At 54.2% G+C, this 23233-nt stretch carries 17 protein-coding genes; 12 read left to right on the forward strand and 5 right to left on the reverse strand.

What is annotated here, in order from left to right:
* Positions 1–9 precede the first annotated feature (9 nt).
* The 10 genes from nuoG (at position 10) to OEV49_02820 (ending at position 12132) form a co-directional block, all read left to right on the forward strand.
* Positions 10–2574 carry an NADH-quinone oxidoreductase subunit NuoG gene (gene nuoG / locus OEV49_02775; GenBank protein MDH3889982.1) on the forward strand — a complete coding sequence of 855 codons (2565 nt, stop codon included), beginning with the start codon at positions 10–12 and terminating at the stop codon, positions 2572–2574.
* 4 nt (positions 2575–2578) lie between these two features.
* The gene (gene nuoH / locus OEV49_02780; protein MDH3889983.1) at positions 2579–3562 is read left to right on the forward strand and encodes an NADH-quinone oxidoreductase subunit NuoH; all 984 of its coding nucleotides are present in this window, start codon (positions 2579–2581) and stop codon (positions 3560–3562) included.
* A gap of 19 nt (positions 3563–3581) precedes the next feature.
* Entirely contained in the window at positions 3582–4094 is a 513-nt protein-coding gene (nuoI, locus tag OEV49_02785; GenBank protein ID MDH3889984.1) for an NADH-quinone oxidoreductase subunit NuoI, read from the forward strand.
* Positions 4091–4675 (forward strand): NADH-quinone oxidoreductase subunit J, encoded by a 585-nt coding sequence (locus tag OEV49_02790; GenBank protein MDH3889985.1) that lies wholly within the window; start codon positions 4091–4093, stop codon positions 4673–4675. Before nuoI ends, OEV49_02790 begins: the two co-directional genes overlap by 4 nt.
* Positions 4676–4978, forward strand: coding sequence for an NADH-quinone oxidoreductase subunit NuoK (nuoK, locus tag OEV49_02795; protein ID MDH3889986.1), 303 nt, complete (start codon positions 4676–4678; stop codon positions 4976–4978).
* A gap of 12 nt (positions 4979–4990) precedes the next feature.
* Complete coding sequence (nuoL, locus tag OEV49_02800; protein MDH3889987.1) at positions 4991–6928, forward strand: NADH-quinone oxidoreductase subunit L; 1938 nt, start codon at positions 4991–4993, stop codon at positions 6926–6928.
* 3 nt (positions 6929–6931) lie between these two features.
* Positions 6932–8527: an NADH-quinone oxidoreductase subunit M gene (locus OEV49_02805; protein MDH3889988.1), complete on the forward strand. Its 1596-nt coding sequence runs from the start codon at positions 6932–6934 to the stop codon at positions 8525–8527.
* Positions 8515–8727, forward strand: coding sequence for a glutaredoxin family protein (locus tag OEV49_02810; protein ID MDH3889989.1), 213 nt, complete (start codon positions 8515–8517; stop codon positions 8725–8727). Before OEV49_02805 ends, OEV49_02810 begins: the two co-directional genes overlap by 13 nt.
* A gap of 49 nt (positions 8728–8776) precedes the next feature.
* Positions 8777–10222, forward strand: coding sequence for an NADH-quinone oxidoreductase subunit N (locus OEV49_02815; GenBank protein ID MDH3889990.1), 1446 nt, complete (start codon positions 8777–8779; stop codon positions 10220–10222).
* A 530-nt stretch (positions 10223–10752) separates the two neighbouring features.
* A complete protein-coding gene (locus OEV49_02820; protein MDH3889991.1) occupies positions 10753–12132 on the forward strand; it encodes a toll/interleukin-1 receptor domain-containing protein in 1380 nt (459 codons plus the stop codon).
* Between the two features lie 752 nt (positions 12133–12884).
* Here OEV49_02820 and OEV49_02825 read toward each other — a convergent pair.
* Together OEV49_02825 and purF are read right to left on the reverse strand one after the other, a co-directional pair.
* On the reverse strand, positions 12885–15626 hold the full coding sequence (locus tag OEV49_02825; protein ID MDH3889992.1) for a S8 family serine peptidase: 2742 nt from the start codon (positions 15624–15626) through the stop codon (positions 12885–12887).
* Between the two features lie 173 nt (positions 15627–15799).
* On the reverse strand, positions 15800–17215 hold the full coding sequence (gene purF, locus OEV49_02830; GenBank protein MDH3889993.1) for an amidophosphoribosyltransferase: 1416 nt from the start codon (positions 17213–17215) through the stop codon (positions 15800–15802).
* Between the two features lie 291 nt (positions 17216–17506).
* Here purF and OEV49_02835 point away from each other — a divergent pair, with 291 nt between their 5' ends.
* Positions 17507–18274, forward strand: a complete 768-nt coding sequence (locus tag OEV49_02835; protein MDH3889994.1) for a hypothetical protein — start codon at positions 17507–17509, stop codon at positions 18272–18274.
* Positions 18275–18367: 93 nt separating this feature from the next.
* Here OEV49_02835 and OEV49_02840 read toward each other — a convergent pair whose 3' ends face one another.
* Complete coding sequence (locus tag OEV49_02840; protein MDH3889995.1) at positions 18368–19087, reverse strand: hypothetical protein; 720 nt, start codon at positions 19085–19087, stop codon at positions 18368–18370.
* 51 nt (positions 19088–19138) lie between these two features.
* Positions 19139–20287 (reverse strand): FAD-binding oxidoreductase, encoded by a 1149-nt coding sequence (locus OEV49_02845; protein MDH3889996.1) that lies wholly within the window; start codon positions 20285–20287, stop codon positions 19139–19141.
* 168 nt (positions 20288–20455) lie between these two features.
* On the opposite strand from OEV49_02845, the gene OEV49_02850 reads away from it, so the two are divergent.
* Positions 20456–22207: a chloride channel protein gene (locus tag OEV49_02850; GenBank protein MDH3889997.1), complete on the forward strand. Its 1752-nt coding sequence runs from the start codon at positions 20456–20458 to the stop codon at positions 22205–22207.
* Positions 22208–22348: 141 nt separating this feature from the next.
* On the opposite strand, the gene OEV49_02855 is transcribed toward OEV49_02850, so the two are convergent.
* Positions 22349–23113, reverse strand: coding sequence for a sulfite exporter TauE/SafE family protein (locus OEV49_02855; GenBank protein ID MDH3889998.1), 765 nt, complete (start codon positions 23111–23113; stop codon positions 22349–22351).
* Positions 23114–23233 lie beyond the last annotated feature (120 nt).

The following is a 23233-nucleotide window of genomic DNA, read 5'->3' on the forward strand; positions in this document are numbered from 1 at the left end:
TAGATTCTTATGGCACAGGATACCAAGAAAAGCACCGCGGCCGAAGTCAAGCCCAACACTGTGACCCTCACCATTGACGGGCAAGAGACAACAGTACCGCGCGGCACCAGCGTGCTGGTAGCAGCCCAGCAGATGGGTATCGAGATACCTACTTTTTGCTGGCATCCGAAACTGAAATCGGTCGGCGCCTGTCGCATGTGCTATGTAGAGATTGAGAAGCGTCCCAAACTTGAAGTTTCCTGTGCCACCGACGCCATGGAGGGGATGCTGGTACTGACCAACTCGGACAAAGTGCTCAAGGCTCGTCGCGCCTTGATCGAGTTCCAGCTTTTGAATCATCCGCTGGATTGTCCCACTTGCGATAAAGGCGGGGAGTGCACGCTACAGGACCTAACTGTGGAACATGGCTTTGATGACAGCCGGTATGAGTTTCAGAAGAATCGGTTCGTCGATGACGGCATGACCACGACCTTTGATGATCTCCAAATCGGCCCGGAGATCATTCTGAATCGTAACCGATGCATTCTCTGCTACAAGTGTGTGCGGGCCAACAAAGAGGCCTTCGGCGAATACGATCTCGGTGTCTACGAACGCGGCAACTCGGCAGAAATCGGCGCTGCGCCGGGGATGCAGGTGGACAATCCTTTCTTTGGCAATCTGATTGAAATCTGTCCGGTCGGCGCTCTGACCAGTCAGGAATGGCGTTACAAAGTCCGGGTCTGGCTGACCAGGACAGTGCAATCAATCTGTAACTTTACCAGCTCAGGCACCGGCATCCTGTTCTACAAAGACGCCCACAAGAACCACATCTACCGTGTGCAGTCATCATGCAACGATGATATTGATGACGGCTGGCTGGCCAACGTCACGCGGTACAGCCACCAGGTGATAACTTCGGATGAACGTTTGCAGACACCGTTGATTAAGAAAGACGGCAAGCAGGTCGAAGCTACGTGGGACCAGGCGCTGGACTTGATCCACCGTCGCTTTGGCGAGATTAAAGAAAAGAAGGGGGGCGTATGTATCGGCGGTCTGGCCGCACCCAATCTCGATAACGCCAGCCTGTACAGCTTTGGCAAGTTTATGCGAACGGTTCTGAACTCCAACAATCTGGATTTCCGTCAGGACTACAAAAGGCTCCCGGCGAGCGAATCGGTTTTTGGTGCTCTCTGTCGCCAGGAATTCAAAATTGCCGACATCGACGACTCTGATGTGATCGTCGTCTTCGGCTCTGACATGCTGCGCGAACATCCCAACGAATATGTCCGGATGCGCAAGGCGTACAATTTCTCTGGCACCAGCGTGTTCTCGATCAACCCTTATGGTGTGAAGTCGGCCGATATTGCCCAGTTGCAGATGGTGTACGAGGCCGGTACGGATGAAGCTGTTGTAAACGGACTCTGTTTAGCGGCCATCGAAGAGAACCTGGTCACGCAGTCTGCGGCGACTGATCTACTCAGCAAACTCACTCCTAAAACCTGTGCCGAGGCTGCCGCCGCATCTGGTGTGGATATCGACGCTCTGAAAACCGTGGTTCGGGCGCTGGCCGAGGGTCGAAAGATCACCTTCGTCGTTGGTGAATTGGTGGCCCGTTCGACTGGTCGCGAGATCATCGCTCAGGCTTTGGCCAATCTGGATCGTCTTCTCAGCCTAAGGAGCAAAGGACAGCTTGCCGTCCTGGCCCGTCATGCCAACTCCGTGGGTGCCGAGCGGCTTGGCCTGATGCCGCAACCGTCGGAATCAATCCGTAAGGAACTCCAGTCGATTTGGGGCCGTTTCCCCGACGGCGATGCACACAACACCGATGCCATGCTCGCTCTTATGAAGAAAGAAGAGATCGATGGGCTTTTTGTTCTCGGCGCCAACCCGATCATGCTCTGTCCTGATCGAGATTTTGTGCAGGAGGGAATCAGCAAGGTCGACTTCATGGTAGCCTGCGACCTATTCGAAACGGAGACCACTGAGCTGGCCGATGTCGTCCTGCCTTTGTCATCATGGGCCGAGTTCGAGGGCGCCTACGTTAATCTGGAGGGACGACAACAGGTAGCAAGAAAGGTACTGAATCCGATTGGCCAGTCTCGGCCCGGTTATGAGATAGTGGCCGCTATTGCTGAACGTTTCGAGGCGCCATGGTTTGAGTCGGCCGCTCAACTCACCAACGAATGCGATCAACTGCTGAAGATTAAGCCTGATACATCTTTACCTGACGAGTTTCTCAAAGCCGATCCACAGCAGCAAACAACCACCGAAGAATTTCCCCATCCGCTCTATGTGGTCGATGATGCTCACCATGCCGGCCATCTGAGCGAGAAAGCTCCCTCGCTTGCCAATGTTGTGGGTGAGGCATATATTGAACTTTCCAAAGAGACGGCGGCCAGGTACAAGGTGACATCCGGCGATCCGGTCCGGGTCGAATCGGAGGTCGGCAAGGTGATTGTGCCGGTCAGAATCTCGAAGTGGATTAAGAATGATGCGCTGGTGATCCCGCGAAACTTCTTTGCGACCAAGACCGGCGAATTGTTGAAGCGCAAAGACCGCGTAGACAGGGTGAAGATCAGCAAGGTTGATGAGTGAAGGTATGTTGGAAGTTGCGTTGATATCATCGATAAAAGTCATCTTCGTGATCGCTGTGGTCATGACCGGCTGTGCTTACTCGACATATATGGAGCGCAAGGTTGTGGCCAGGCTGCAGCATCGTATGGGACCCACTTATGCCGGACCGTATGGATTGCTGCAACCCATAGCGGATGCCGTCAAACTGATTTTCAAAGAGGACATTGTTCCCAATCGCGTTGAGCATATTATCTTTGCCCTGGCGCCTATAGTCTCATTCGTCCCGGCCCTGCTCACCTTCGTGGTGGTGCCGTTCGGTGGCGAAATCGAGTTGTTCGGATATCAGATCCAGATGGTCGGCTCGGACTTGAACATCGGCATTTTGTTCGTGTTTGCAGTCACCTCGCTGGGTGTCTATGGCATCGTGCTGGCCGGATGGTCGTCGGGATCCAAATACTCTCTCATGGGTGGTATCCGGTCATCGGCCCAGATGATCTCTTATGAAGTGGGATACGGTCTGTCGATCATCGGCGTGGTGCTGGTGGCCAATACCCTTTCTCTGCGTGAGTTGGTAGAGAGTCAAGCCACCTTCGGTAGTTGGCTGATCTGGAAGCAGCCGCTGGGGTTTCTCTTGTATCTGACCTGCGCCACCGCCGAGACCAACCGAGCTCCCTTTGACATGCCGGAAGCCGAATCGGAACTAGTGGGGGGATACCATACCGAGTATTCGTCGATGCGATTCGCCATGTTCTTTATGGGTGAATACGCCAACATGCTGGCCGTTGCGGCCATCGGAGCCACTTTGTTCCTCGGCGGCTGGCAGGGGCCGTACTTGCCGCCGGTAGTCTGGTTGATCTTGAAAGTTATTGCGTTCATGTTCTTTTTTATATGGTTGCGCGCTACCTTACCGCGTTTTCGCTATGACCAGTTGATGAACTTTGGGTGGAAAGTACTGTTTCCGCTGGCCTTGTTGAATACCATGGTAACCGCGGCGCTGGTAATGTTGTGAAATATTTTTTGACGGTGATATGGCAGTGAAAGAGATTATAAAAGCCCTCGGACATGTGATTTTCAAGATGCCTATCGGCTTTGCGGTCACGCTGAAGCACTTGTTCAAACGACCGGTGACACTGGATTATCCGGCGCGCAAGAAGCCGATGACCCCACGCTACCGGGGGCGGCATTATCTGGAACGCTACGACGACGGCACCGAACGATGTGTCTGCTGCGGTCTCTGCGCCGCCGCCTGCCCGGCTGATGCTATCTACATGGAGCCTGAGGAATCTGAAAACGGAGAACGCCGCGCCGAGGTGTATGAGATAAACCTGCTGCGCTGTATTTTCTGCGGTTTTTGTGAAGAAGCCTGCCCGGAAGAAGCTGTCTTTCTGGGACAAGATTACGAGTTTTCCGACTCGGAACGGAACTCATTCATCTGGACCAAGGAGCAGATGCTGGTTCCGCACCCACGTCAGGACAATCCGTTCAAACGCATCATCCGCCGTGTGAGAAGAGTGTACGGCATACTGGATAAAACAAAATGAGTCTCGACACGATCATTTTCGGAGCATCAGCAGTCATCGCCGTTTTTGGTGCGGTCATGATGATCGGCCAGCGCAATCCGGTCGCCTCCGTCTTATACTTCATCGTGTCGCTGGTGGCGCAGGCGGTTCTCTACGTGCAACTCGGCGCTCTGTTTTTGGGAGCGGTGCTGATAATTGTATACGCCGGTGCAATCCTGGTGCTGTTCTTGTTCGTGATAATGCTTCTGAACCTTCGCGGGACGGAAGACTTTGGCGGCGGTTCGTCGCCGGTGAGTAAGTTTACCAAATTCCTGGTGGCCGCATTGCTCGCCGTGGAGTTAGGATTCGTCGTGAGGAACGGCGTGTTTCCGGACGCAGGCACCCAGACAATACTGCCTGACGGTTTCGGATCGGTCAAAGCGGTGGCCGAGTTGATCTTCATGAAGTACCTCTATCCCTTCGAACTGACCTCAGTACTATTGTTGGTGGCCATCGTCGGCGCCGTGGTGCTGGCCGGTCGTTCGAGAGCATCAGAGTCAAGAGACAGGGTGGAGGATGCAGGTGCGGCAGGCAACCCTCCCATCGAAGAGGTGCATGGCTAAATGGTGACTATTCCTGCATTCCTGGTGGTAGCAGTGGTGCTGTTCGGGATCGGCTGTGTTGGCGTGATGATATCGCGCAACATCATAATTATGTTTATGTGTGTGGAGTTGATGCTCAACGCCGCCAACCTGGCGCTGATCGCTTTCTCGCAAGCACTGGGCAAAGAAGATGGCCACGTAATGGTGTTTTTGGTCCTGACCGTCGCAGCGGCTGAAGCCGCGGTGGGGCTGGCTATGGTGATAATGATTTTCCGTAATCGCGAAACGATAAACATCGATCGGTTTGGGATACTGAAGTGGTAGGTAAGAATTAACATGGCTGAGTATTTGTATCTGGTACCGGCCCTCCCGCTGGCCGGGTTCCTGATCAACGGTCTCCTGATCGGTCGTCTGCCGAGACCGGTGGTATCTTTTGTTGCCTGTGCTTCGATTGGTGTATCGTTTGTGGTCTCGGTCTTGCTCTTCTTCGATTTGAAAGGGCTGCCTGCTGACGGTCGTATAATCGAGCAGGTCCTCCTGCCGTGGATAATGGCCGGTGATTTCCATGTCAACATCGCTCTCATGCTCGACCCGCTGTCGGCCGTCATGATTCTGGTAGTCACCGGTGTCGGGTTCCTGATCCATGTCTATTCAATCGGCTACATGCACAAGGACCCCGGGTATGCCCGCTACTTCACCTATCTGAATCTCTTTACTTTCTCCATGCTGGTGTTGGTGCTGGCCGACAATTTCCTGTTCATGTTCGTCGGCTGGGAGGGCGTGGGGTTGTGTTCGTATCTTCTGATCGGCTTTTGGTTCGACCGACAGTCGGCCACCGATGCGGGCAAGAAGGCGTTCATCGTCAACCGTATCGGCGATTTCGGATTCTTGATAGGCATGTTTATAATCTTCTGGCAGGTCGGTTCGCTTGATTTTCAGACCGTGATGCACAGCGCACCCGGTTCGTTCGCGGCCGGTGGTACTTTGATCACCGCAGCTTGTCTTTTGTTGTTCGTGGGCGCCACCGGCAAGTCGGCTCAGATTCCGCTGTTTGTCTGGTTGCCCGACGCCATGGAAGGACCCACGCCGGTCTCGGCTCTGATCCACGCGGCTACTATGGTGACAGCCGGCGTCTACATGATCGCCCGCAGCAATGTGCTCTTTCTGATGGCGCCGGATGCCTTAATGATCGTGGCTATAATCGGCGCCGCCACAGCCTTCTTTGCGGCCACCATCGGTCTGGCCCAAAACGACATCAAACGTGTATTGGCCTATTCGACGGTGAGCCAGTTGGGTTATATGTTCCTGGCTTGCGGCGTGGCAGCTTTCACGGCAGGTATCTTTCACTTGATGACTCATGCCTTTTTTAAGGCGTTGCTCTTTCTCGGGGCCGGCTCGGTCATCCATGCCATGTCCGACGAACAGGACATGCGAAAAATGGGCGGCCTCAAGAAGTACGTGCCGATCACCTATGCGACGATGCTGCTTGCTACGCTGGCCATATCCGGCATTCCGCTTTTCAGTGGCTTTTTCTCCAAGGATGAAATCCTGTGGAAATCGTTCTCATCGCACTATGGCCATCCACTCTTGTGGGTGATCGGAGTTGTGACAGCCGGCTTGACCGCCTTCTATATGTTCCGGCTTGTCTATCTGACTTTCTTTGGCTCTGAACGCATGGACGATCACACTCGCGAACACTTGCACGAATCACCGAGATCCATGACTATGCCGTTGATAGTTCTGGCCGGTCTCTCGGTTGTTGGTGGGTTTGTCGGCTTGCCTCACGTGTTCGGCTTCACCAATTACTTCGAACAGTGGCTTGAGCCGGTAATGGCCGGTGCTTCGCAGCATGCTGCCTCGCAGGCCATGGCCGCAGGCGGCGGTAACACCGGACTGGAACTGGGTCTGATGGCCGTCTCGGTGCTGATGGTCGCCTTTGCCATTTATATGGCCTACCGAATATACAACCGGGCTCCGGAGATGGCGACCAGACTACGCGACAAGATGCCCTGGGCTCATCGTATTCTGCTGAACAAGTATTTTGTGGATGAAATATATAGTGCTGCGATAGTCCGTCCGGTGGTCAATGGGTCCAAGTTCCTGTGGACGATTTTCGACGTTCGACTGATCGACGGGCTGGTTAACGGGCTGGCCACAATCTATGGTGATATGGCCCAACTCCTCCGCACCGGTCAAACCGGACGGGTGCGCACCTACGCCACTTTGTTCGTTTTCGGCGTGGTTGTCATTGTGGCCCTGATGCTTTTTGGATAGATGATGGAAAACACAATACTGACACTGGTGACATTCTTCCCGACCATCGGCGTGCTCCTGCTCTTGCTGGTGCCGAGAGAACGACATGACAGCATCAAAGCAGTGAGCTTAATAGTTGCATTTGTAACTATGTTACTGTCGTTTATGTTGTGGTCGATGTTCGATCCGGTGGCCAACGGCATGCAATTCGAGTATGACTTGCCCTGGGTGATGTCGATGGGTATCCACTACCACATGGGTATCGACGGCATCTCCCTGGTGCTGATCGTCCTCACCACTATTCTGACCGTCCTGGCCATTCTCGCTTCGTGGCGTTCCATTACCACCGGCGTGAAGGGCTACTTCATCTGCCTACTGCTCTTACAGACCGGGATGATCGGCGTGTTCTGCGCTTTGGACTTGTTCTTGTTCTATGTATTCTGGGAAGTCATGCTGGTGCCCATGTATTTCCTGATCGGCGTCTGGGGCGGACCGCGGCGCGTTTATGCAGCCATAAAATTCGTGCTGTTCACCATGTTCGGGTCGCTCTTGATGCTGGTCGCAATTTTGTATGTGCTCTTTCAGTATCAGGCGTTCTCTGGTGAGTACTCATTCGATTTGATGAAACTGGTATCCATGCCGACGGTCTACCGCGATCAGCTCTGGCTCTTCGGCGCTTTTGCCTTAGCCTTTGCCATCAAAGTCCCGTTGTGGCCCTTCCATACCTGGCTACCGGACGCGCATGTCGAGGCGCCCACGGCCGGCTCGGTGATTCTGGCCGGTGTGCTTCTGAAAATGGGTGCCTATGGTTTCCTGAGAATATGTCTGCCCATGTTCCCGGACGCCACTATGACATACCTGCCGTATATATGCGTCTTAAGTTTGATCGCGATCATTTACGGTGCCCTCGTAGCGATGGTGCAGAAGGACGTCAAGTCGCTGGTGGCCTTTTCATCTGTCTCACACATGGGCTTCGTCATGCTCGGGATGTTCGCACTCAACTTTCAGGGGATGCAAGGCTCGGTGTTACAAATGATCAACCATGGCATCTCCACCGGCGCACTGTTCCTGCTCGTCGGTATGATCTATGAGCGACGGCACACCCGCATGATTTCAGAATTCGGTGGCCTGGCCAGGGTGATGCCGTTCTTTGCCGCTGTCTTCTTGATAACGACACTTTCATCGATCGGCCTACCACTGACCAACGGTTTTGTCGGTGAGTTCCTGATTCTTTTGGGCATGTTTAAGGCCAACACTGTCTATGCCGTCATCGCGGCCAGCGGCGTGATACTGTCCGCCTGCTACATGCTGTGGATGTTCCAGCGGGTAGTGTTCGGCAAAGTCACCAAACCGGAAAACCAGGAGTTGACCGATCTCTCCTGGCGTGAAAAATTGATCATGGTTCCGCTGGTGTTGCTCATGTTCGGCATTGGTGTCTATCCCAAACCGCTGCTTGAGCGAATGGAACCGGCCGTAAAACAGGTACTGCAACACGTGGCCAGGGCACAGACAGTCAGACTAGACGAAGACGGACAAGTCAGAGAGATAGCTATCCAACCGGGAAACGAACAACTAACGACCGCCCATTTGACCCAAGGAGGTATCTCATGTCCGAAGTGATTATCTATACCAAGGAGGGATGTCCGTACTGTGCCGCCGCCAAAAAGCACTACACGGAACAAGGCGTCTCGTTCAACGAAATCGACATCAACGTTGAAGAGGGAGCCAAGGACAAGCTGCTTTCAATAACCAAAGGTGAGCGCATCGTCCCGGTCATCATCGAAGGAGATGATGTCAAGCTCGGTTTCGGAGGCGGTTGAGGATTCTAACTGATGGGCGGCGGTCGTCGCCCGAAGAAAAAACGAGATTATGGACTTTACGTCGGCCTCGATAAATTTCGAACTGATCTACTCGGAAATCGCGCTGTTATCTGCCGCCTTTCTGATTTTGGTAACTTCTGCCCAGCGGCATATCGCACGTTTGGCCCCGCTGGTAGCACTGCTTGGTATGGCCGTCTCTATGTTCTATGCTGTGCAGCAGTGGGGCAATCAGATGTCCGGGTTCTTCGGTATGGTCACCTGTGATGATTTCGGCACTGCATTTAAGATACTATTCCTGATCGTGGCCATGTTGGTTTTGTTGATTGCGCATCGTTACCTCTCGGTCAAGCGAATCAGCAACCCGGAATTCTACGCCCTACTTTTGATTTCGACTATGGGCATGATGGTGATGGCCAACACGACCGATTTGCTGGTCATGTTCCTGGGCCTTGAAATCATGTCGGTACCGCTGTATGTCATGGCCGGGTTGGCCCGGCGGTCGCTTGAGTCGAACGAAGCCGGCATCAAGTATTTCATCATGGGCGCGTTCGCCTCGGCCTTTCTACTGTTGGGCATCGCCTTTGTGTTCGGTGCGTCGGGCACGACCGACCTCAGACGCATCGTGGCCGATTTCAGCTTCATTGTCTCCAACTTCAGCTACTACCTGTACGTCGGTGCCGGTCTGATTCTGATCGGATTCGGCTTCAAGGTTGCGGCGGTGCCGTTCCACAGTTGGGTGCCTGACGTCTACCAGGGTGCGCCGACACCGGTGACAGCGTTCTTCTCGGTTGGACCCAAAGCAGCCGGTTTTGCGGTGATGCTGCGCATCTTCCTGTATGGTTTTGCACAAATGGACCTCTTGAGTGATTTGTTCTGGATACTCGCGGTGCTAACGATGACCGTCGGCAATATCCTGGCCCTCAAACAGGACAATGTCAAACGAATGCTGGCCTGTTCTTCGATAGCGCACGCCGGGTACATACTGGTGGCTCTTTGCGTCGGCTCAAGCGATGCTCTGGCGGCAGCCTTGTTCTACCTTGTCGGCTACGCAATGTTCAACCTGGGCGCTTTTGCGGTGGTGACGCTCCTGGAAACGCGGTCCGGATGCAAGTCTGACTTCACTGAGCTAAACGGCATGGCATCATCTGCGCCGTACTTGTCGGCGGTGCTGGCCTTGTTCATGTTCGCGTTGTCCGGATTCCCACCGACGGTCGGGTTCTTTGGTAAATTCTATGTCTTCTCAACGGCTGTTAAGTCCGGTTACATATTGTTGACGGTGATCGGCGTTATGAATTCGTTTTTGTCGGTCTATTACTATCTGCGTGTGATCAAGACGTCGTACTTCGACAAACTTGAGGGCACGTTCGCACCGGTTACTTACTCTCCCGCTATCATGCTGGTGTTGGTGATAACTGTCGTCGGCACTCTTGGTCTGGGTTTCTTCCCGGACCAGGTACTCAAACTTTCCCAGTCGGCACTGTTTGCCTTTTTGTAGCAGGTAAACCTGTTTTTCGCGCTACGCACGCCTATGATTGACAGATATACATGTGTCGGGCGAGGTCGCCACGACACCACACCCAAGATCCAATTGTCATGCCGAGCGCGGTTCAAGGATCACTGTGTGGACGGCGGACCTCGTACTCTGCTCTTTCTTGTTCCCGTCGAGAGGTCGGTGGCCAATGGCCGGGGTGTGTTCCTCGTGGGGTTGAGTCAATAACACACCCCTAAATCCCCTCTCAAGAAGGGACTCCGAAGAAAACACCGGTGGGTCGACGGCCCTTGCGACTCTGACACACTGTCGTCCTGGGCGCAGTCGAAGGGCGAGCGTTCGACAGGCCCGAAGCGCAAAAAAAGTGATTTATCACCTTTGGCATTGACATGCTGCTCACACGGTCGTAACCTTTCATCGACGAACTCCAAGGTCCGAACACCAGGGAGATCGGCTGTTAGGTGTACGAATAATACCATAACTTAAGGAGACTCTAATCAAACTGTGGTTAGGGTCCTAAAGTAAGAGGATGAAGAATGACCGGTGACGCCACTAAGAACAGCGACATCTTCATAAGTTATTCAAGCAAGGACCGCGGTCGCATCGCTCCCTTGGTGGAAGCTCTGGAAGGAGTGGGGTGGGCTGTCTGGTGGGACCGTAAGATTCCTGTCGGCAAGACCTACAATGAGGTCATCGAAGCAGCTTTGAACTCGTGCGGATGTGTGATCGTCGTCTGGTCGGAAAACTCGATTGAATCTGAATATGTACGGGACGAAACCAGTGAGGCCAAGAGCCAGCATAAGCTCGTTCCCGTATTGATAGATCAAGTCAAACCACCCCTTGAATTCCGACGAATCCAAGCCGCCAACCTGTTGAACTGGGCGCCGGAAGCTGAAAGCGCCGAGTTTGACGAACTCCTGGATGCCATCACGGACATGATAGGTAAACCTGAGAGTACCCGGGATAGCCTGGACCAGGCTGAGGTAGGGGATGAGGATGAAGACGTCGATGACGATGAAGATGACGATGACGATGAAGATGAAGATGAAGATGAAGATGAACTGGAGTCCGATGACTGGTTTGACAAGGGATACGAGGCTCAAGAACGCAACCAACACAAGAAGGCCCTGCGCTGTTACACCCGTGCCATCGATCTCGACCCCGATAGCGCCGAGACGTATTGCAATCGCGGCAACGCTTACGACTCTCTTATGCGATATGGTGATGCACTAAAAGACTACCGAAAGGCTATCCGGCTAGATCCGAATGATGCCGACATTTATCTAAACCGAGGCAATACATACAGCACACTGGAGCGTTTCGAGGAGGCATTGGAGGACTATAGTGCGGCCCTCAAACTTGAGCCGGATGATGCCTATGTATACGGACAAAGGGGATTCGTTTTGCATAGACTGGAGCGTTACGAAGAGGCTCTGAGGGACTACGATATGGCACTTAAGCTGGCTCCGGATGATGCCAATACGTTCCATCACAACAGGGGAGATGCATTCTTCGAACTGGGGCGTTACGATGCTGCTCTGAGAGAGTTCGGTGCAGCGATCGAGATTGACCCAGAGGACTTGTCTACGCTACAGGGTCTGGCCGAAGTGTGCATAATCGTGGGACGTTATGATGACGCATTCGGGTATGCCAAGAAAGCCCAAGCACTATCCCTGGAACATAAGGATTCATCCATTTCTTTGTATCTTGGATGCATTGCCCGGAAGTTGCTGGGACAGGATACTGAGGAAACGTCAGGCAGGTTCAATGAGTTGCTCCAAAAGGAGTTTCAGATCGATTGGTCTTTCAAGAAGATCGATGACTGGGTCAAGACCGCCGAATTATCTGACGATGTACGGGAGTTTATTGTTGCGAAGACGGCGTTGCTGAAGACCAAGCAGAAGAAGAAGGAATAGGTTGGTTGCGCGGTAGCACCCTTCGACTGCGCTCAGGGTGACAGGTAAACCTGCTTTTCGTGGTGCACGGGGACGCGCCTCGCGCACGATCACTACAAATCCCACATTGAATGCTCGCGCCTATTCATCAATAAAGGAGTATTCACATGACCACCAGCGCAGAACATATCAAAGCCAAATCATGCAGGCATCGTATTCACCATCGATTCTATCATGTAAATGTGAAAATGCGCAATCCAAACCCATTTGTGCGCAAGCCGGCTGGTCGCCTCAAATCATGTCTGGCGGCGGGCTTGGGGTAGACGGGGGCGTCTACCGCCCACAGAAAACACTTTTTCCGCAAAACAAACCCATTTGCGCCCGACGTGCAGGATCGACAGACAAGAATCGTCACGCGAGGTCGCATGACGGCACAAGCGAAGATGGATTCCCGCCTTCGCGGGAATGACAGATCGGGGGTGCCCTTCGACTCCGCTCAGGGTGACACAATTGGCGGGTTCACGCCGCGGCGCGCGGGCGAAGACGGACCTGCCCTACGACTCCGCTCGGGGTGACACAATTGGCGGGTTCACGCCGCGGCGGGCAGGCGAAGACGGACCTGCCCTACGAGGAAAGTCGCTGTTTTTCGCGGTGCACGAGGAGGTACACCACGCACACAATCGGCAGATGTGGACATCTGCCGTGCACGGTACCTTACCAGATTCCCTCTTGAGAGGAGTGCCCGTAGGGCGTTGTGTGTACTTCAATTATACCTACAACAACTGCAAGTAGTAGCAGGGGGAGGGGCCGTTGGTGAACATCCAGTCGACCAGGTAGACCAGATCAGCTATGTCAATCAAACCACCTGAACAGTCGACATCACCCGATTGATAAGGAATCGGTTCCGGACCGCCGGTGAATTGGAAATCGACCAACCAAACCAGGTCGGCGATATCAGTCCCCGGTTGACCATCCGTGTTCCCGGCCTGCACCCAGATGCGATCGGTGAAGAAAATCTCCACGGCGGTGGAATCCGATACCACGTGCGCAGGAATGTCACCGTTGTTGACATGGCTCAAACCGCGGCAGTCCACCTCGGCCAACCCGACCAGCGCCGTCTGCTCCAAACCGCTGATGCCGACATCGAGGTATTGGAAGATGATACTGCCGTCTTTGGTCAACAGCATTTCAAAGTTGATCGTGGTGTCCGAAGCGAGATTGAAATTCGAGGGACGATACCATTCCAGCACCAGCGTGTCGTAGGAGGGGTCGTTGTACAGGTAGATTCCTGCTTCCGGCACGGCAACAGTGTCGAAGATGAGATCACTCCAGAAGGCCGAGATAAAGGTACTGAACGGTGTGCCGGGAATGTCGATGCCGCCGTAATAACCATTGACGTTGATGTTGGTGTCGGTGAAGGACACGCCGCCGTTGACACCCATGAAAACGCGGTTGAAGGTGGTGTCGTAGAACGGAAAGTGAAAACCGATATTGCGTGGACCAACGCTGCCATCGTCCAGTGGATTGCCGCTGCCCTGGTGATAGTAGTCGCCGAACGACAACTTGGTCCCCAGCGTTTTGGCCGAGATCCACTTGAACTCCGGTCCCTCAGGATCGCCGGATATTTTCGCAGCATAAGTAGTATCGTCACAGGGTACGGTCAGGTAGACCGGGACGACACTGCTCGAATCGAGACTGCCGCCTGATAGTCCCCAATTGACCGTGAGCAGTCCCCGGTAGCGTTCGACCTGATCCTCAATGACCGAGGCATCGAGAGTAACAGCGAGCATTAACGAATCGGACGGCCCAACCGTGCCGGCTGTCGGAGACGGCGAGAGCCAGTTGCCGAGATTCTTGAAGAGGCTGTCATTGACGACTATGGTAAAGTCCATCGCTTGCGAAATCGAACGGTTGAACAGCCAGACATCGGTCGTAGCCATGGAACCAACATCCATCGTCGTGTCGATGAGGATCGGCAGGGCGTAGATCGACGGTGGCGGTGCAAGGGTGGAGATAGCTGCGAAAAGGTTCGGACGAGGGCCGATATGCTCCGAGGTATCTCCCAACTGAAGGGTACCGGTGGGCACCAGGGCATCGCGGATCATGTCCGAGGTTAACACGGAGCCATGGTTTGCTTTGTAGTAACCTTGCAGGCAAGCTCCAGCCCCGGTGACAATCGGTGAAGCCGACGACGTTCCGCCAAAACCAGCCGTGTAATACTGGTCGTAATCACCACCACCATCGAACAGTCCGCCATAACCGCATGTGTAAACACCGGTGCCATAACCCTGAAGATTGACGCGCGCGCCGAAATTGGAAAAGCCCAGTCGCTGGAGGTCCTGAGCGTACCCGGCGGGATAGCCGGCGCCGATGACTATAGCATGTGAGTTGCGCCAGGTGGTGTCGAAGATCTGAGCATAAAGTCCGGCATCGTCGAAGTCTTCGGCTCCGTTGCCGGCCGCTTCCATCACGATTATGCCTTTGGCCCAGGCGTAGAGTATGGCATCATAGTTGGCTTGCCAGTACTCCATGCAGACGTATCCGAGCTGATCCGGGCGCGACTGGAAGTTGTAACGAGGGCCGGGTGCGTGCAGCTCGATCAGGACCAAATCTCCCGGATCGAGGTTGTCGATAGCCGTGTACATAGCCTGCGCGAACGACATTGTGGAGACCGAAACCATGCCGACATCGGCCCCGTAGCAAATGCCGGTCATGCCGTAACCGTTGTTGCCGGCCACCATTTCACCCAACACGGCTGTGCCGTGATTGGTGCTGGATTGGCCTTCGCCGGGGTATGGTCCGATTACGGCGCCTAACGCTTTGTCTAAATCTTCGTGTGTTGTTTGCCAGTTAATCTCGATATCGATGATTTTGACCCCACTGCCGTCGCCACCGGGCAAAGTGTTGGCGTAGTCGGCATCGACACCGGCCGGCGCCGCCTCGCGATAATCCTGGTTCGGCTGGTAGTCCGGCGTCGGTGGGTCGATGTCCTCAGCCACTTCAGGAGCAGGCTGGATGTAGGCGATCTCGACTTCATCCAGCGCGTTTAGTTGCCGGACTATTTGCTCAGCCAGGGCCGGATCGGTCAGGTCGATTCGATAGTAGCTATTGAGATCGGCCATCTCATGCCCGGAACGACGTTGAGCCGCATCCCTGTCCCGATCAAGTTTGTCTTCTGATTGTCCAGCAAAGAGCCTGGAGAAATCACTGCCCAAAAACGGACGAAGCACCGACTCTGCCCTTTGCACAGGTCGTCCGGTGGTCAATGATATTAATCTGTTACCTCGAAGCCTGACGCCTGAGGATTGTGCGAACTTGACCACGACATGGGAAATGACAGCCTGCGAACTTACGGGAATCGCCGACGACTTGTCGGCGGTAACACGCGGGATCAGGTCCGTCGACATGCTTTCGGCCGTATCAGAGTCTATCAGCGCGGCGCCCGGCGTTGCAAGCATACTGCCGGTTGTCAGTATCAGTACCAAAAGCATTCTAGTGGCCAATTTCATCGTCATGTCGTCTCCAGGTTGTAGTCTGTCCGCATTTGTGTATCGTCGGTCGGTGAGGAAGACCGGCAGGAACCTCTGTTATCTACACCAACAATATACGGACCGTCGCGGTTTCGTCAATAACATTACTATTGGAGATATCGGCAATCGATGAGAATGCTCGAAGCAGCCGTGGCTGATTATCTTATCTGACGGACTTTCTGTTCGAGCCTGTTCTTGCCGTTGATAGTCGGCGGCTTGATTGGATACCTGCCGGAGAAACAACTGTCGCAAAAACGGGTGTTGGGCAGCGCTTTGATTCCCAACATCCCCTCCAGGGAGAGGTACCTGAGTGAATCGACTTTCAGGTATCTCTCCATCTGCGCCACCGTTTTCTTGTTGGCGATCAGCTCCTGCCGAGTCGGCATATCGATACCATAGAAGCAAGGGGATATAATCGGGGGAGAGGAGACACGAAAATGGATCTCTTTGGCTCCGGCATCGCGAATCAGTTTGACAAGTTTGAGTGATGTCGTGCCGCGCACAATTGAATCGTCGACAACAACAACCCGGCGACCTTCCAGGACACCCCTGACTGTGTTGAATTTTACTTTGACGTCGAGGTCGCGAATGTCCTGATGCGGATCGATAAAGGTCCGGCCCACATAGTGATTTCGGATAAGGCCGATCTCGAACCGGATACCGGACTCTTCGGAGTACCCCAAAGTGGCTGTGTTGGCCGAGTCCGGGATGCCGATGACGATATCGGCTTCGACCGGATATTCACGGGCAAGCTGACGACCCAGCCGCCGCCTGACCTTATCGACGTTTTCACCGAAAATCTTGGAGTCCGGCCGGGCAAAATAGATATACTCAAAGATGCAGCAAGCCTGCCTGGTTTTCTTCATAGGGAAACGAGAGCGCAGTCCCTTCTTTGAGATTTCGAGCACCTCACCCGGCTTAATATCGCGCACGTATTTGGCTCCGATGATGTCAAAAGCGCACGTTTCGGACGCCACCACCCATGAGTGCCCTAACTTGCCCAAACACAGAGGTCGAAAACCATAAGAATCACGAGCCGCGATAATACTGTCTTCAGTCAGCAACAGAAGAGAAAAAGCGCCCTTAACACTGGACAAGGAGTCACAAATACGATCGATCCGTCGGCTCTTACTTGAACGAGCGGCCAGGTGAAGAATCACTTCGGTATCAGAAGTGGTCTGAAAGATTGATCCTTTAGCATCCAGCCGGGAACGCAGTTGTTTCGAGTTGGTGAGGTTACCGTTGTGTGCAATGGCCAGGCTGCTGTGGCGGTTGGTGATCAGAAAAGGTTGGATGTTAATCAGCGACGATGCGCCGGTAGTACTGTATCTGGTGTGCCCCACAGAGATTCGCCCGGGGAGATTCTTGACGGTCTCCTCATTGCCGAATACTTCGGACACTTCACCCATCCCTTTGTGCATGCGTATGACACCGTTATCGGAGGTGACAATCCCGGCTGATTCCTGCCCCCGATGTTGTAGCGAATATAGTCCGAAGTAGGTCAATTCGGCCGCCTTGGCGTTACCGAAGATTCCGAAGACACCACAATTGTCATGAACCATATCGTCTGTCATAAAACTGCCTCAGGCCTCAGCCTGGAAAGCGCACAATGTATCGACCCGACCGGCGTTTGTCAATCAGTTTGACGGTGATTTGACCAGGCCCAAAAACTGAAGGAGTTTGCAGAGACTGATCATCTTCGGGCAAGCCTGTGCAACCTTTGCACAAGAAACCGCTGGTGGAAAACCGGCTCCAGGTGTACCTTTAGGGCTACTTCATGATTTGACCTTGCGGCAGTTCAAAACGGCAGCGAGGCATTGTTCTTGCTTTATGGGTCAGAGGTGAAACCCAGGTATGATCGAATAATGAGTAACGACACGCACAAATACGAGATTCTCCGTCAACTTGCGATGGCCGGAGCCGCCGGTGAGGACGTTACGTATTCGGCTGAAGCTGCTTTGAAGCAGGCGGCTGAGTTGGTGGGCCTGTCTGCTGCAGCTCTCTATCTGTGGGGTAAAAAGGGAAAGCCTGCGGTGAATGTCGCCTTTGCCGAAACCGAGACCGAACAAGAACACCTGCAAAGTCTCGAAGACGATCTATTCTCAGCCTTGCGCAACGAACGGCAACTGGAGTCCGCCTATATGTCGTTTGCCGGTGATCCTCCCCGGCATTCGTTCACGCTGCCGTTACGATATCAGGGTCAGGTTCACGGTGCAGTGATAGGATTGCAGACGGGGGAGCGGACCATAGTGTCGGAGAACATATTTCTGGAAGCCTTAAGCGCACTGCTGGCCCTCAACTCAGCCGCCGCCGGTCTCACCCAGAAACTGCCGACCGGCCGTCAGGCGCTTGATCAGGCCAAGGTGGAAGGAATCCATCAGACGGCGGTGACGGCCAACCACGAGATAAACAACGCCCTGACTCCGATCCTCGGCATAGCCAATCTACTTAGAACCGGTCCCGGAGTCACTCCCGACATGAAAGAGAAACTGCAGAAGATAGAAAGCTCTGCCGACCGCATTCGCAGCGTGCTTCAGCGCCTGATGCGCGTCGACAAACCTGACTCGGTCGTTTACTACGACAACATCAAAATGATCCCGCTGCCGCCGGAGGATGAGCGGGATGATCAGTGAGCGGCAAAACGGCCGTTATTCTCTCTACCAACAAGACAGACGGATTCTGTGGGGTGTGGACCGGACCTCTGGTTTCGATCCCGCTATCACAGTCTACAGATTCAGCCAGATAAACTCGTCCGCCTGAGTTTTGAGTTCCGTGGCGTAGATGATGTACTCATGGATATCATCTTGATACATAGCCTGAAGCATGTGCAGAACCAGATGCCATAGCATTTCGAGGGCGGGCCGAAGCTTCTCTTCATCCGCTTCTAATGCCTCCGGCAACTCTGCGGCGATCAAGTGTTCCATTTTTGTCCGGAGGGTTTCTGTGGAAGCGACCAGTCCTTCGATGTTCCGGTCGGGCAGATGGTGCTGTACGATCAGATCAATCGTCACCATGAGCCCGTCAAACTCAGGATAGCTCACCGGCAACAGGGTAGCCGCGGTAGCCTCAAAGGCGGTGTGCAGATCAGGCATCAGCTTGTAGACCTGTTCCGAATCACTCTGTCGGCAGGCATTGGCATACTTTTCGACGAGTTCGGCAAACAGTTGTCTCTGTTCTATGAAGCTGGGTCGGCGGGTCGGTGATACCTGTTCGGGATTCATTTGTGCGATAGCCTTAAACTGTTCGGTGAACTTGGGGCCGGCCGCAATAAGTGCAGCGTAATCCTTGGCGGGCCAGGCCGTATGCCAGGCCGGGGCCATAATATTGTGGAAGTCGCCGAACGAGACATATCCGGATGCAGCGGCCTGATCGGCGGAGCAGCCTTCCTGAGCTGAAGCGATTGGAGCCGCCAGCATGAGCAAACACCACAGTATTTTTCGTGACATCAGAACACCTCCCAGTTGTTCTTGTGCGTTCGGCTGGGGCCGAACTGTCGATCAGATTACGTTCGTTTCTTCGACCATGACGCCCTGTCCAAAGCGGGTCGGGCTGACGGCTGAGATATCCAAAGTCGGTTTTTTGCCGGACATTATCTCGGCGCTTAGAAGTCCTGCCGCCGGGGCATGCATGAATCCGTGGCCGGAGAAGCCTGCTATGTGGAACATGCCGTTCACTGACGGTTCCCATCCAATAATGGCGTGATGATCCGGCGTCACCTCGTATAGCCCCGTCCATTCGTTGCCGACCTCCGCCTGTTCCAGTTGGGGTATTCGCTCGAGGGCGATTTCCAGAATGTGGTCGGTGTAGTCCGGGTCCAGAGATACATCGAACGAAGGCTCTACCGATTTATCAGCCCAGCCCAGGAGCATCCCTTGCGATTCTTTGTGGCAGTACAATCCGGTCTTGACATCGACGACCATGGGGAAGGACGGTTTAACGAAATCCAGTTCGCCGGTCGTTACAATCTGTCGTCTGACCGGTACGACCGGCAAGTCGGCACCGACCATCTCAGCGACCACTCCGGCATGAGGTCCCGCGCAATTGATGACGAGCGGACAGCTGATTGTGCCATGGTTGGTCCGGACACCCGCAACTTCGCCTTGTTTCACGTCAATCCCGGTCACTTCAGTGTCGAAGGCAAATTCGACACCCAGTTTGCGAGCAGCTTTCTCGTAGCCGGTCAGAAACTCGTGCGGATCACCCAGGCCGTCGTCATCGCAGAAGGCGGCGGCTTGAATACCTTCCAGAGAAACATGGGGCGCTCGCATGGCAATCTCCGAAGGCTCAAGCATTGCTACATCCAGGCCCAACGACTTCTGCATCTCGTAACTGGCCCGGAACCTGATGACTTCCTCGTCGGACTGAAGAAGGAACATGTACCCAACCTTATCATACAGCGCGTCGAAACCGGTTTCCTCTTTGAAACCAGTGAAAACCTTTTCGGACAACATCGACATCTCGACATTGACTCTGGTGGAGAACTGGGCCCTTATCCCGCCGGCCGCTTTGGAGGTTGCCCCGGCACCCAATAGTGGTTCTTTTTCCAGAAGGAGTATCTGGCCGAACTTCTCACGAGCCAGATAGAAGGCGGTTGCGACGCCGATAATCCCGCCGCCGATAATAATGGCGTCGGCTCTCATCCGCATGAAGGGGCTGCCTGTCCGACATATATGGCACCGTTTGTCAGCATCGGACCAAGGTTAAACATCGACCCCCGCCAAGTCAAGCCAATTCGCGCCAAGGCGGATTGATCACTCCAAAAACGTGCATTAAAGACTTGGCGATTGTCTGCAAAATGGATAGATTCAAAAACCATGTTTTCCGGACTGCTTGATAAGTATTACCACCGTTTCGAATTCCACGGAACCCATGTCCTCATATTGCTGGCTGTGTTCGTGGGACTGGCCACAGCCTTCGGGGCGATGGGTTTCACCTGGCTTATTCGGTATTTTAACGACCTGGCCTTTGGTCTGACCGATCAGATCCTGACCGAGGCGGTTGGAGCGCGCGGTTTCAAGTTTTGGCTGCCGCTGATTCCCATGGTTGGCGGCTTGCTGGTCGGGCCGATTGTCTACCTGTTCGCCCGCGAGGCCAAAGGCCATGGGGTACCGGAAGTAATGAACGCGGTTGCGCGTCTGGGTGGGATCATTCGTGCCCGCGTGGCCGTGGCCAAGACGATTGCCTCGGCTATTTGTATAGGGTCCGGCGGCTCGGCCGGTCGAGAAGGGCCCATTGTTCAGATCGGATCAGCGATAGGCTCCACGGTCGGCCAGATGTTCAGGATGTCGGGTGATCGGGTGAGAATCCTGGTCGGCTGCGGCGCGGCTGCGGGGATATCGGCGGTGTTTAACGCCCCCATTGCGGGCGTGATTTTCTCGCTGGAAGTCATCCTGGGTGACTTTGCCATCAAGACTTTCTCGCCGGTGATTCTGTCGTCGGTGGTGGCCTCGGTGGTGACACGAAGTTTCATGGGGGACCATCCGGCCTTCACCGTGCCCAGTTATTCACTGGTCTCCGCATGGGAGATCCCGTTGTACGTTGTGATGGGCGCCGCCATGGGCGGTGGTGGGGTTATTTTTACGCGCACGCTTACCTGGTTTGAGGACATGTTTGAAAAACTCAAAATCACCGACTGGACCAAACCGGCCGTGGGTGGCTTGATGCTGGGCTGCATCGCGATCTTTTACCCGCAGGTACTGGCCGACGGATACGAGACTATCAGCCTGACCTTGCACGGACAGTTGGGTGTGTCGTTGTTGCTGTTGTTAATTGTCCTGAAACTGCTGGCTACGTCGTTCACGCTGGGGTCGGGTAATTCGGGAGGTATCTTCGCGCCATCGCTGTTTATGGGTGCCGTGGGCGGTGGTGCTTTCGGGTTTTTAGTGAACTATCTTTTCCCCGGCACCGTCGCCACGCCCGGCGCTTATGCTCTGGTTGGCATGGCCGGGATGGTTGCTGCAGCCACCCATGCGCCGATCACGGCGATGTTGATTATCTTTGAGATGACTTCCGACTACCGTATCATCCTTCCCCTGATGGTCACGGTAGTATTTGCCGCTCTCATTGCCGGAAAACTCTTCGAACACTCTGTCTACACGATAAAGCTGGCCCGCCGTGGAATCGACATACGTGGCGGTAAAGACATCAATGTTCTGCGTTCGCACAAAGTATCCGAGATCATGGACAGTAAGTTCGAAACACTTAGCGCTGCCACACCGTTACTCAGTATATTTCATGCCATAGAACGCTCCAGCGATTCTTATTTCATAGTCCTCGACTCAGCCGAGCAGTTGCGTGGTGTTCTGTCGTTCCAGGATATTCGGTCATTGATGAGTGAGCACACTCTTGACCACCTGGTCATTGCTCAGGATGTGGTTAATCCGGAAACGGCTGTGTTGCTGGCCGACGATACGCTGGAGACGGCTTATCGCATGTTCAACCTGCGTGATCTTCGCTTGATTCCGATTGTGGTTGCCGGTGATGAAAAGAAAGTCATCGGTGTGTTGCGTCGTGATGAACTTTTGGGGTACTACAACAAGCAGTTGATCGAGACGTTGCGGCGGTGATAAATCACCCATAAATGGTCCTCAGGCGCTTCGCGGCGCGTGATACTATCAAGTAGCGCTAAGACAGTGCGCGTAGCGCAAGAAACAGGCTTGCCTGTCAGGACCACAGTCCGCCGCGGCGGACCGACCTACAAGAAGAAGTCACAAGCCGATCACATCCCCTGCCCCCAACAAATACCCGGCCGACAAGATCAGCACGACGATCAATAGCCACCGCACAAACACGGCGCCCCGCTTGACCGCCATGCGTGCAGCTACCCAGGCGCCGGACATGTTGCCGATAGCAAGAACAAGTCCCACCGTCCAGTTAACCTGATCGTTGAACACGAAGACGGCCAAGGCTATTACCGTGAAGCAAAAAACTATCACCACCTTGGCGCCGTTAGCGTGCACGACATCGTAGCCGATACTCAGCACCAGTCCGGCCAGCAGAAAGATACCCACGCCCGCCTGAATGAAGCCGCCGTAGATTCCGATGCCGAAAAACAAAACCATCTGCCACCAACCCGGTCGGGTGGCAATCGATTTCGTTTGTTCAAGCCATCGTTGTGGATGCATCAGTGTGACGATCAGCATGACCAACATCAATGCTCCGATGGTGCGGCGCATGATAACTTCGTCCAGATTGACCGCGATTTGTGCGCCCACCAAAGCGCCAAGCACAGCCGGGATGGCCAGGGTGAGAGTGTGTCTGAAATCAATCAGCTTCTGACGGTGAAAACTCTTCACTGCGACCGCGTTCTGCAGGAGTATCGCGATGCGATTGGTACCGTTGGCGATGTTGGCCGGTAGGCCGAGGAAAATCAGCAGCGGCAACGTCACCAGTGAACCGGACCCGGCCAGCGTATTGATAAACCCGGCTATGAAGCCGGCTGCGATCACCGCAATGTAGAGATACCAATCCATCGAATCAGCGTGAAAGGCGTTTTGTGTCGGTGCGAATCATCGGCCGCTAACCTACCGCCGTACCGGCCAGCGGTCAATCCAAAACTCTGGATTTCTTGTACAGGTGCTTGGTTGTAGGTG

Source organism: Candidatus Zixiibacteriota bacterium (genome assembly GCA_029860345.1).
Classification (GTDB): Bacteria; Zixibacteria; MSB-5A5; order GN15; family FEB-12; genus JAJRTA01.